This window comes from Paenibacillus amylolyticus, assembly GCF_036894225.1.
GTDB classification, from domain to species: Bacteria; Bacillota; Bacilli; order Paenibacillales; family Paenibacillaceae; genus Paenibacillus; species Paenibacillus amylolyticus.
The window spans coordinates 2,076,728-2,088,768 of sequence record NZ_CP145892.1 but is presented as its reverse complement, the minus strand read 5'-3'; the positions used below and the strand labels follow the sequence as shown (position 1 = coordinate 2,088,768).

At 39.4% G+C, this 12,041-nt stretch carries 10 protein-coding genes; all 10 read right to left on the bottom strand.

Going from position 1 to position 12,041, the window contains the following annotated elements; all coding sequences use genetic code 11:
- Positions 1–23: 23 nt before the first annotated feature.
- Positions 24–1,457 carry a hypothetical protein gene (locus V6668_RS09515; RefSeq protein WP_338708255.1) on the bottom strand — a complete coding sequence of 478 codons (1,434 nt, stop codon included), beginning with the start codon at positions 1,455–1,457 and terminating at the stop codon, positions 24–26.
- Positions 1,458–1,516: 59 nt separating this feature from the next.
- On the bottom strand, positions 1,517–2,689 hold the full coding sequence (locus V6668_RS09510; protein WP_338708254.1) for a hypothetical protein: 1,173 nt from the start codon (positions 2,687–2,689) through the stop codon (positions 1,517–1,519).
- A 65-nt stretch (positions 2,690–2,754) separates the two neighbouring features.
- Positions 2,755–4,926: a hypothetical protein gene (locus V6668_RS09505; RefSeq protein WP_338708253.1), complete on the bottom strand. Its 2,172-nt coding sequence runs from the start codon at positions 4,924–4,926 to the stop codon at positions 2,755–2,757.
- Between the two features lie 3 nt (positions 4,927–4,929).
- The gene (locus tag V6668_RS09500) at positions 4,930–5,616 is read right to left on the bottom strand and encodes a hypothetical protein (RefSeq protein WP_338708252.1); all 687 of its coding nucleotides are present in this window, start codon (positions 5,614–5,616) and stop codon (positions 4,930–4,932) included.
- A 4-nt stretch (positions 5,617–5,620) separates the two neighbouring features.
- Entirely contained in the window at positions 5,621–6,193 is a 573-nt protein-coding gene (locus V6668_RS09495) for a hypothetical protein (protein WP_338708251.1), read from the bottom strand.
- A 33-nt stretch (positions 6,194–6,226) separates the two neighbouring features.
- The gene (locus V6668_RS09490) at positions 6,227–6,847 is read right to left on the bottom strand and encodes a hypothetical protein (RefSeq protein ID WP_101313314.1); all 621 of its coding nucleotides are present in this window, start codon (positions 6,845–6,847) and stop codon (positions 6,227–6,229) included.
- Between the two features lie 65 nt (positions 6,848–6,912).
- Positions 6,913–7,455, bottom strand: coding sequence for a hypothetical protein (locus V6668_RS09485; protein ID WP_338708249.1), 543 nt, complete (start codon positions 7,453–7,455; stop codon positions 6,913–6,915).
- Positions 7,456–7,473: 18 nt separating this feature from the next.
- Positions 7,474–8,235: a hypothetical protein gene (locus V6668_RS09480; protein ID WP_338708248.1), complete on the bottom strand. Its 762-nt coding sequence runs from the start codon at positions 8,233–8,235 to the stop codon at positions 7,474–7,476.
- 146 nt (positions 8,236–8,381) lie between these two features.
- Complete coding sequence (locus V6668_RS09475) at positions 8,382–9,140, bottom strand: hypothetical protein (RefSeq protein WP_338708247.1); 759 nt, start codon at positions 9,138–9,140, stop codon at positions 8,382–8,384.
- Positions 9,141–9,145: 5 nt separating this feature from the next.
- Positions 9,146–11,857 (bottom strand): hypothetical protein, encoded by a 2,712-nt coding sequence (locus tag V6668_RS09470; RefSeq protein WP_338708246.1) that lies wholly within the window; start codon positions 11,855–11,857, stop codon positions 9,146–9,148.
- Positions 11,858–12,041 lie beyond the last annotated feature (184 nt).

Below are 12,041 nucleotides of genomic sequence, written 5' to 3'. Positions count from 1 at the left end.
CATATAGATGTGTCCTCATAAATTTAGCCTAATATAATCTTGTTTGCTTGATGCTTCGACCTGTCGATTGGTTGTCTGAAGAGTTTTCCTGAACCAAGAGACTGAACATCTTCAACTACATTTTGTATGTGAGATATGGAAGAATTCAAGTCAATTGCATCATTTTTATTCATTCCATACTTTATAAAATTAACATCCGAGGCATGTGGAAATTCCCGAACCAAACTTGAAGTGTATTGGTACATTTTTAGTTCTCCCACTATTGCATATCTCCATCCATTGGTAGCACTCCAATTCAGTCTATACATTTTATGTTTTCCAATCTTGCTTTTATCAATATAATACTCTTTATCTGTGTATGCAGTTGTCCACGCTTGATTGGTTTGAGTGTCTAGAACATTCCAATTTACCCCATCATCCGATCCTTCAAATGTCCAATCCTTTGATAACGCTTGTAGAGTTGAGCTATCACCGGTCGCACTTTGTACAGAGTATTTTCCGATAGTTATTGCTATGTTAAATTCATATCCTAAATGCCCTGTCATTCCTGCTCCATCTCTACTTGCATAGGTTGTTTGAGTTTTGTCGAACGATCTCCAAGCGCCCCTATCTGTTGAATATTCACTACTTGAAAAAGCTTTTCCTAGTGGTGTGACATTGCTAGTCATGGCAGGTATCACTGTATCTTGGCTGTACGACTCCGATCTTACAGAATAATATTTATCTTCTGCTGAAATCAAGAATTGATTGGCTGTCAGTTTGCTAATATCCAAACGAAAAATCTTGCTTCCGGGGCTATATACACCGACAAACAACTGATTATCTCTCGCTCCTAAACCTGTTAATCTAGCAGTGTTATACGTATATATTTGAGTAAATGTTAGATTTTCTGTAGATTTACTTATATCGCTAGAAACAAAAATCATATTATTGAAATACTGAGACACAACAATATGCGCTTTAGAAATCCCCTTTTTCCTATAAATAATTGCACCACTACCAGAAGTAGTTATAGGCATTCTATATGTGTTTAACACTACACCTGTGGAATATCTAGTGATATACACCATACCACCAGAATATGTTTGAAACACAATTAAGTCTCTCTCAAGGTCAACATCAAATGTTGCGGTTAGACTAAATCCATAACTTATAGTTCCTATCTTAATTACAGCCCCAGTTTCCTTGTCTATAGTTACGATGCACTCACTGCTATTGGAAACCATTAAATTTGTTCCATCTGTACCTATTGACCCATACTGATTTGCTGTTACACCACTAACATTAAACTCCCTTTTAACGGTATAGGCATCTGCATCAAAAACTCTAATTCTATAGGTAGTTACATTGTATTGTGATACAAATATTTCATTTCCAATAACGGTAATTCCCCAAGGAATGAATCCAGTAGAACTTACTGCATCAATAGCATCACCTAAAGCAACTATCTCTGTCATTAAACCATCTCCTTTCAAAATAAAATAGAACACACCCTATAGATGTGTTCCTCATGAATTTAGCCAAGTGTAATTTTATCTACTCGGCGTTTTGACATATCAACTGTGTGTTCAAAGGTTTTGCCTGAGCCAAGCACAGTATTTCCTTTTTTTAAATTTTTCTTTGTTTTTAAAATTTGATTGAAATCATTTAAATCTCCTACACCACGATTCAAAAAATCTGTTTCGGTTTCGGACTCCATTTGAACTAGATAAGATGGTTTCATTTCAAACATTTGAAGTTCATAGATACATGGTAAAGTTACACCATTGCTGAGCACAGTAATATAGAGCCTATAATAAATATAAGATTTTCTATTCGGAATAACATAATCTAATACACCACTAGCTCCTCCAACAATTGAGTGAAGAGTGTCATAGTTAACACCATCATTACTTCCTTGAAATTCATAGTTACGAGGATAATAAGTTGTGTTTGTAACATAAAGCCTGTACTTTACTATCAATTTTGGTTTTATGAATTTATATCCTATCCACTTTGGCATAGTAGTAGGTAGAGTGTTGTTCCCCCATCCATTAGTTAAACCTCCATCGAATGATTCCCATCCGATAGTAAAACTTCCATTAGGCGTGTTACTAACAAGCACCTCACCTTCTGGAGTTGTATTGCTAGTCATTTTAGGTATAGAGGTTGTTTCTTGAATTCCATCGTTTAGAACGGAATAATACTTACCGCCTGACGAAAGTAAGATTTTATTTGAATAAATAACTTCAAACATTTCAATTTCTTCAACTATTATATATTTCTGACTAACCACACTAGAAATGTTGACTCTATAGCTTGTGTATGATTTATTATTCGACAATGTGAAGACTCTTCTTATGCTCATTCCAGTTCCCCACACTGATTCATTGATTTTAGTGTCTAAAATGTCCCATGTAACTCCATCATTAGAGCCTTCAAATGTCCAGCTTTTTGGAGAAAAAGACTGATCGTAAGATCGAATCGAATACATTTGAACCTGTTTACTCGTTGGGAAGGTGTAGCTTATCCAAGCTGATGTAATATTATCGGAAGTAGCCCAAGAGTTGGCAATTTCATACGCACTGTCAAATGCTCTCCACGCTACATAGGTGGAATCTCGATTGTTGCTGGTTTTAACAAGACCAGATGGTGCAGTGTATGATGTCATTTTAGGGATTAAATTTTCACTGTAATATACATGTACCATTTAACCATCTCCTTTCTAATCAAAATCATTGTTCCCCAAACTAAAAGAAGTAGAGCATCTAAGCCCTACTTCACACTTACACTTGTTATTTCGAAATACTTTTTCAGATCGATTCTTTCTTTTAACAACTTGCCTGATCCTAGCGATCCATTGGCAGTCATAGTCTGAACGAAACTTTCGTTTTTTCTATCTAATACAGAGAGATCATCCATTCCGTCATTAATAAAAGTGTCTTCTGATGGTAAAGTTGCTGAAATTGTATTCCATTCTAAAGTTACAGTATCAAGCCTTTTATAGGCTCCATCATGTTTGACGAAGGATTTAAACATTGGCAAAGTTTCTAGTTCCACTAATGGTTTATATCCAATAGCGGTTGAACTTGTGTTTGTTGCTATACTTCCGTTGTTGTTTGCTATGAAAGCATCTGCGGATGTTCCACCTCTTTGAACTCTTCTGTCAGTAAAAGAAGGGTAAGTAGTAGAAGTCCAACTTCTAGTGGTTCCACTCCAATTCCATACACCATTGCTTCCAGCAATGATTGCTCCATTCAGCGTAGAGCTAACAATATATTTATCCCACTCATTATCCTTATCCGTTGCGTTGATACCGCCTCTGAGTAATCGATAAAGAAAGGTATAATTCTTCTCTCCCAATTCCTTTTGAACGCCAAATACAAGACCACTACTGTTCAATGCATCCCATGAAATTGTGGATTGAATGTTCCTGTCTGCAATTAAAATTTTCTTTCCATTATATGCATCAGCAACAATGAAATAGAAGTCACCATTAGGCACACTTGGAACAGATGTTGTTGATATAAAGTCAGATGTTTGTTTTCCTATATTTTTAAACTCTCCTGCCACACCAGCGGTATTCGAAACATAGTTACATCTAATACGCTTACCAACTTCAAGTTCAGTAATACTTGTCACTTCGTCTGGATGAAATAACCGACCATCTGAGTCTATATCTACGGCATCAAGAGCCATAAAAGTAGTCGTTGATCCACTGGATTTATTCACCATTTCTACTCGATGTCTTGATTTCGGTAATCCCACAATTTCAACCTGAAGTACTTGTGCAAGTTCTGATCCTAGTTGTGAATGAGTCCCATGCAATTTTCCATCAACGTAAACTTCGATTAAATCACTTCGATTGGTATATCGTGCTCCAATTAATCTTAACTTAGTTCCTTCAAAGTCAAAGACAATCTTGTCTCCTATTGTCGAAGTGTAATTAGAGTATCCATTGTATGCACCCGCACCAACACCGTTAGTGAACCTTCCAACATATTTAATAGAAGATACACTATCATCATATCTCTTCCATCCTGCTTCGGGGGCGGTTAATCGCGAACCAACACTAGCTAAAAGTTGTCCATTATCATCAATGTCGATAGCATCAATATCCAATCTCCAATCTCCGTTAGTTCCGCTGATAAGCTTAACTTCATGGACACCTAAAGGTAGATTAGTTTTTTCATAGGTTAACCGTTGTCTTTCGTCTATTGTTGTTGCCATTTTTGAATTAAACTTTTCAGTTGCTCCATCAATGACCACTGAAATATCATCTGCAAAAGTCGAACCTATACTTGATATTAGTCTTAACTTGGTTCCGTAAAATTTAAATCTAATTTCGTTGCCGCCCATCCCTTTTGCAGAATAGTGATGGGTTGCATTGTACAGAGTTGGCGTTCCTGTTTGAGTTTGAAATATCCAATTATCTCCATGATATACAAAAGCATCGTGTGTATCGTCATACCTCTTCCATCCTGTTTCAGGGGAGGTTAGAGTGTGTCCATACAGATACCCCGTTTCATCAATATCTATAGCATCTAAAGTGAAATTTATACGATTATGACCTGTTGCAATAGTAACCGTGTGAAATGCAAGAGGTAATCCAGTCTTTTCATACACTATGGATTGCTGAAGGCTAGGGGAACCTACTGTACGAAACGCACTATACATCTCTGTTACACCATCTATCGTGATAGAGTTATCAGAATGCCTATCTGAGTAAAAGTCAGAGATAATCCTAAGCTTTGTTCCGAAAAAAGAAAATTTAACATAGTTATTGTCGACAGCTCGGCTAGTTACTCTTATACTGCCACCATAATAAACTGTATTGGATGGGGATGGGGTGGTCCAAGTTCCTGTATACTTTAAGCCAACATGTGTATCATCATAGCGTCTCCACCCTGATTCGGGTGCAACTAATTGATCTCCTAATACTGCCATTCATTACACCTCCTTATATTCAAATACTGGGCGAAACCCAATATAATTCTGCGACGAAGCACTTCCTGTAAAAGCAACACCTCTATTATCGTCGCGCTGTTCATATCCTCGTACTATTCTGCTTGAAGAGGGTGCAGATAAGACTGTTCCTTTATTCGTAGTCCATGAGCCGAGAACAGGTGTTTCCTTTGCCCAACAAAACATGTTATGGTGATGCCAAACATTATCAACATTGGGTCTAGCCTTGCCACCCAAGTTGGACTTCATAATATATTTGTCATATTCATTATTACTTGGAAATGCCCCCAATCCTAAGTCCTTCATACTCAGTTTGCCATCTTTGTCTGCATATCCTACTCCACCAGATATACTACGGACAATTCCTGAGACACCACCAAAGGTTTTAGGCAAACCTTCAATAATCTTATTTGCATTCATTGAATCCCAAGTGACAGTATGATGTCTAATGCGATCAGAGATTAAAAGACCTTTGTCTACTTTAATAGCGTACCAGTAGTAGTTGTTTAAACTTGTAGTACCAACCAACCCATTTACAGGTATTTCGTTTATTCCTAGAGTGCCATCTATAAATTGCTCTCCAGAAGAATCATATCTCCATACAATATAGTCGCCAATCTCCATATCACTTATATTTGATCTCAATACGCCTATAGTCGCTGGAACTGCCATAAAATCACCCCTTACTCACTCTGATTCCATCTACTTTTTGAAATTTCGTATTTTCAACCTTCTGACGTAGCACTATCCCTGCTGGAGTGTCCGATGCTCGTTCCATGTTCAATTGATATATTTTCTTTAAGCCTAGTGAACCAGATTCACTTTCAATAAAGGGATTACTGTATTTCCCCTTCTGATTAAATTCGTCTATGTAGAAATTCGAATATTCTTTCTCAGCAACAATCTCAATTTTCACCTTCATATACTTTGCAGGAGCTTTAGTAGCAGTCACATCTGCTAAAATTTCCTCATACGCCCCCCACTCAAAGCCATCCTCAGATGTACTCCAATAGATCTTGTATGATGCTCCCCCTACTACATCTACCTTTGCAGCCACACCTTTAAATGAAGCAATCTTATCCTGAATCCGAATGGGAGTGGACTCCCAAGACCCATTAGCTGGATAGATTGAATTCCCGTCCGCATCCTGGCTCAACTCTCTTAATTTCAACTTCTGGGCCTGATATATCGTATCTTTGAAAACACCTATAGATAGATCTATATCCAGTGCTATTTCTTGAATCGCCATACTCTCACCACCTATCTCATCTCAAAATCCAACTCAACGAATGTCCCAGTTTATGATCCCTGCATGATTTGCCTTCAGAGGGGCTACGATTTGATCTATGACAAAGCCATTTTTACGAATAACTAATTGCCCAGGCAGGTCCTGATCTGAGGTAATTTTAATTTGGAGAAACGCAGTTTCTTTCAACGGCAGGGAACACACACATTGAAAGTTAATCTGCACATCGTTCAAATTCATCATTTTTTTGTAACCGAAGTTAAAACATTCAATCGTATTATGGAAAGCCCCCGAACTCCCATTACCTGAATGTCCACTCATATTCACATCTGAAGAAACATTCTTAAATTGAATGATGTCACTGTATAGAAAGGTCCTACCCGTTAGCGGGTATTCTTGTTCTTCACATACGTATGATATAGAGTACCGATCCGCATTAATATGAAATACACCGTTGGCAACGTTGTGATACACGTGAGATCCTTGCCCAATCAATCCAAAAGAGACCAACTTTTCCTTGTTAATTTTATAAAAACTGTTTGATTGTTGTGTCTGCAAATCGAATTCGCTTAAATAAGTACCATCATAGTAATCAGCAATCCATACATAAGCTTGAGATACAGGTGAGCGCGTAAATTGTGTATTACCTAGAATCACAGAACTTCCCCCCTTTTAATAAAAAGGACAGGCTGCAATAGCCTGTCCCATAACTGTTTCTTTTTTTACACGTAACGATAAGAGATACGTTTCTTGAACTGTTGCTTGCCACTTTTCGCGTTCAGCGGTACTACACATTGAATGGATAGCGTTACATAGTTACCAGCCGCATCTTGAGGATTTCCATTGTTACTAACGCCCAGGATTTCTTTCGGTCCCGGTGCAAATGGTGTTGCATAAGCGGTTCCCGTATGATCTTTGGTTGTCTTGCCTGTTGTTCCGATGGGTTTGGAAAAATCCTTACCAATACGTGAACTTTCTTCTTCCAGGTCTGTCTCCCCCAAGGAATCAACCTGAACGTGGAACCAGTTATTCTTCACCACTTCTACATCATGAGCCTCCGTATCACCAGTGCCCCCGTCCATATCCCGCGTTGTAAAAGTGCAATCCTCCATTTTTGACACATCCGTCGCACCACCTTTGTTGTTCCACACATTAAAAATACGAATTTCACTTTTGGTATCTGCATCAATAACACCATAATCAAACGGTGCTACAATCTCCTTACTATGTGTTGCGTCCATCCATGTAATAATTGGTTGTGTCATTATAATCCATCTCCTTTTTTATGTTCTGATCGTTAATTGAATCGTAAGATGTTGAGTGTTTGAACCGGCTTCGATGATGTTGATTCTGAAGATATCTCCAGCCTCCACTTTTCTCACCTCAAATGTAGCCTCACCATCATCTTGATGTTGAAATGCTTCAAATTTCAGTGGACTCCCCATCACATCCTGCCAGTGAATGAGATCCTTGGATCGTTCAATTCTTATTTCAGTCGCGGTATCTCCAGAAACTCCACAGTAGCCCTTTACATGTAAAATCTCGCCATCGAATGGAAAGGGGGCTAAAATCCCCAGTACTTCCGGGTACACCCGTGATTCTTTGCAAAAGACTATAACCCGATCCTGTACTTCCAACGGAATCTCATTTAATTTCAGGTGTTCAGCTGTACTCATGAGCCCATCCATATCGGAATTAACCACCTGAAGGTTTTGACCAAATACATCAATCTCTACCCATGTCTGTCCATCAAAACGATATCTTTTACCATCCTTATACGTCTGCACCGTCCAGCCTATTTCAGGAGAAGGGTATTGCATACTTAACTCCTCAAAATCAGCAACCGGACTCTGGTACACAAGTCGAGTCGTCTGATAAGCCTCTTTTGCTTTTCCGGCAGCCTGTAAGGCTTCGCCAGCAGCCTCCAGTGCCCGCTTGATAGCGAGTTCAGTTTCGCCAGGATCTCCTGGCTGCCCCGGACCGCTATGTTTCACCGCTTCTCTAATTAAAGACTCTACATGTGCTAAAGTTATCCCATTTGACATAATTCACCTACCTAAGCGTTATGTAGCGTATTTTCTTTATAAGACGGCTTCCAAGTTGATACCTCCCCCTTAACTAGGAAACCTGTCCCTGGCTTATCATTAAAGAAATTCTTGAACAACCATGCACAGCATTGCTGTGTCTGGCTTTAGAGAGGTTTTCTAATGAGACTAATGCCAGCTTTTTTGCACTCCTTGCAGTATTTCATTCGATTCGATTTTGCCAGCATTCGTTTTCCGCATACGGTACAATTTTTGATGTTTTCTCCTTTCCAGCGAGAATACTCCAACACAAAGTCATCGAAGCGAACTAACTGGAAGGCAACCTCACCATGCTCCGCAGCGAACAAAACCTGTACGTTAGTCGAATCGACACGTTGACTTTCTTTGAGATACCCTAACTGAATAAGTTTGTGCACCAATAACCCCTGATCTTTTTTGCTTACGGCCATTTGACTATCACCGTAGATTTCTTTCCATTCATTATTAATCCAGTACGTATCATTTTCATTGATTCGATTATTAATCTTGCTGTAGACCAGTAAAACAAAGGCCAATTTCTCGAGTCGTTTACTTTTAAGTTGTTTGATCTTTTGAAGTTCTTCGTGCGTTACAAGTACATGATCAATCTCGATTAGCGTGCTCTTGCTTGCCTCCTCCCTTATCTTGATATACTTCTGAGACTGCTTAATGATACGATTGAGAAATGTATCCCACTGGACAGCATTGTAGTCTGGATAATACTTGGTCATAAACTGATTTAACAACGCATATGCATCTTCGGCGTTCTTCCCTTGTTGAAGCCCGTATTTAGCTAAACAAATCAACGTTTTGGTTGGCTTCTTATCCATTTTCCCATGTGCAATTGCTTGCTCGGCATGATGACGTTCATTCAGAATGATTTTCAAGGGCGCTACTCCTTCACATGCATTTGGGTCATTTTAAAGGTTTTTCCCGCGTACTCAATATCGCCGTCCCGGTCTCTAACCGGATAATGAATGATGTGATCATTGCTAACCAATAGATTGCGAATAATCTGATCTCCTGACACATCCCATACAAATTGCTTTGATTTCTCCGCATTTCGATAACACATGTCCACAATCATATTGCACAGATCTTCTTCGTTATTACAGATCTCCAGCGCCTGCTCCTTAAAGCGTGAAACAAACAACTGCCATCGGGCAGATCTTTCTTCCTTTTTCACCTTACTCTTGCGCAAGTTAGTCATATAGCTACGTAGCTCTTCGTTATGCATCTGATATAAACGTTGAATCTCTTTATAACGAGCTTGTGAGTATTTTTTGGTACTCATCAATATCGTATGATCAAACGAACTTGCGGTCTGTTTTAACTTTAACTTGTTGAACTCGTCTTCCACTTGATGACATAACCGGTTCATCACAGATGGTGCTGTGGATACAGGCATTCTCTGTTCATACTGTGCCAGGAACTGTTCCTGATCCGGAGATAGCTCCTTATTCGAATACAACTCATCCACAGTCATGCCAAATAACTGCAAGCACTTCTGACTCGTTTTTTCTACATAGGTGGTATATTCTTTTTTCTGTTCCGGGTCATTGTATATGAAAAAATAAGGTTTCTTGTGTGCTACCATTTTCAAGGCAGACTCGTCGGTTACCGTAGCGCGAATATCATACCAGTGCTTCGGCATTTTTTTACATTCAATACCTTTAGCCTGATCAATGGCATTTTGTTGATAATGCTGACCACATTGAATTCGGTACATCATTTCCTGATATCCTGCACTATGCTCCTCATAATTGGCTAATACATCAAACATCGACGTGATTTTGTTCGTTGTAAAACCGATCAGATCACCAAAGCTGTCTTTGTTAGCCTGAATCAGATCCTTCTCATCCGGAATTTTATGGGCTGAGGTTTTCTGTACACATACAATCGCATCAAGCTCCTGAATTGCCCCAAGAATTGTGTGGTTGTCTGTAGTTAAGACCTGATCACTATCCATATCTGCACCATTTAAGGAATGTGTCGTCGTATCCCATGAATTTAAGATCGTGACCGTGTTCATATAGCGATACCAATGCTGCATCTCATCTGTATTTTGAAAACGAAGCACCTTAATATTGTTATGACAAGTCATCGGAGCTCTGAAGCAAGCTACGCGGTCCACATGGCGTTCATTCCAATAGCTGGAGTAGAACTCACCCGAGCTCAGCAATCCTGTTAAAGGCAAGCCAAAAATGCTCTGACACAATGTATAGGGATCGCCAGATATAATGCTGAAATTGCCTTTCACTCTTAGAACTCCGATCTTGGCTTCATTCATTCGCTTACGTAATAAGGTATGAATTTTGTTGCGCACAAAAGGATCATCTATAAGTCGCGGGTCTACCATCAGCCCTTTAATATAATCATCTGGACTATTTCTATAATCGTTCTCATGGATGTGAATTCCTTTGAGAAATAACAGTGCCTTGCGATAGTCTTCACCTAGCACATTTTTAATCGAGTCTACCGTAGGCCGAATAAGTTCACCAATCTCATTATCATCCAATTGGAGCGACTGAATAAACTGGTAGTTTAAATGACGCTCGTCCTCGAGCTCTTCAGGTGTAACCTTCGTTACGCTAAACGTGTAGCCATAATAACCGCAACATAACAGGTAATCGTCGATACTGTTGTATGAGCTCCATAGTTTGAGCATAGACGTTGTGATGATCAGGTCTATCTCTCGAATATCCACAGGATTACCCCAGGCATCGTCCACCATATAATTACCTGCAACTCGATCAGCAAATTCGTGATAATCAAATGTAAAGACCATACCTTTACAGAAGCTATTGCGAATACAAAATCCACTCGGGATATATTTATGTCCCAGCTCGATTGCCCATCGTTCACTAAGTGCAGGAGAGATAAGACCGAACCCATCACTCATGTTCATCTGAATAGGCTCATTTTTCCTACTCTCTATGCGAGGGTATTCTGTCTCGGTATCATCAATCTGAATTATGTCTGCGCCAAATTCAGTTATACAATCATGAACAACCAATACCCGCTCGGGATGTGACACAGGCGTGCTTGTACTGCAAGCCAAGGCCTTATACGCCTCCAGTTTGGCAGGAACCAGCTCTTTATTGGGATCTCTGCCGTTGTTCAATCTTTTCTCTAACAGCGGATGAATATCCTCACTCACATAAATGACCGTCGAACTTTTGGCTCCACCTGTCGTAGCCAATAACCGCTTGTATTTCTTGCCGTTGATGGAGAAAGCTTTCGATGAATTCAGCCGATCATAGTCTTTATTATTTTCAATGACTACCAGCAGGTAATCATCGGCAAACTTCAGATTTTTCAGTTCTTCATGCAATTTCTTCATTGTTCTTTTATGTTCAGCATTGGTTTTCAAGGTTTTTAACTGCTGCATTTCCAACTTGATTCTAGCCAGATCTGCCTCTCTATCCTTGTAGCCTCGAATACGATCTATAAAACGAAACACCTGATGACTCCCAATAGATGCTACTTCTCCATTTACTGTCGCTTCTTGATAAGTAAGATGCAGATCATAATCCGCTTTTCTAATTCTGGAAGATGTAATTTTATAAACGTATCTCAATCGATCCTGATATGCATTGCCCATTCCCGATTCCCCCTGTTGCTTCCTGTCCTGATTAAATAAATTATAGAGGAGACCCGCACGACTGGCGCAGGCAAACAGGACGATCAGGGGATGAAAAAAGAAGAATATTTGTTCTATTCTGGAGAGAATTTAAGGGGCACTCCGGGACTAGATTCATCTCGAATCGGCATATTTCTGCGTCTCT

Coding starts and splice junctions, on each gene's coding strand:
- V6668_RS09515 (WP_338708255.1), bottom strand. CDS start 1,457: ATGACAGAGATAGTTGCTTTAGGTGATGCTATTGATGCAGTAAGTTCT.
- V6668_RS09510 (WP_338708254.1), bottom strand. CDS start 2,689: ATGGTACATGTATATTACAGTGAAAATTTAATCCCTAAAATGACATCA.
- V6668_RS09505 (WP_338708253.1), bottom strand. CDS start 4,926: ATGGCAGTATTAGGAGATCAATTAGTTGCACCCGAATCAGGGTGGAGA.
- V6668_RS09500 (WP_338708252.1), bottom strand. CDS start 5,616: ATGGCAGTTCCAGCGACTATAGGCGTATTGAGATCAAATATAAGTGAT.
- V6668_RS09495 (WP_338708251.1), bottom strand. CDS start 6,193: ATGGCGATTCAAGAAATAGCACTGGATATAGATCTATCTATAGGTGTT.
- V6668_RS09485 (WP_338708249.1), bottom strand. CDS start 7,455: ATGACACAACCAATTATTACATGGATGGACGCAACACATAGTAAGGAG.
- V6668_RS09480 (WP_338708248.1), bottom strand. CDS start 8,235: ATGTCAAATGGGATAACTTTAGCACATGTAGAGTCTTTAATTAGAGAA.
- V6668_RS09470 (WP_338708246.1), bottom strand. CDS start 11,857: ATGGGCAATGCATATCAGGATCGATTGAGATACGTTTATAAAATTACA.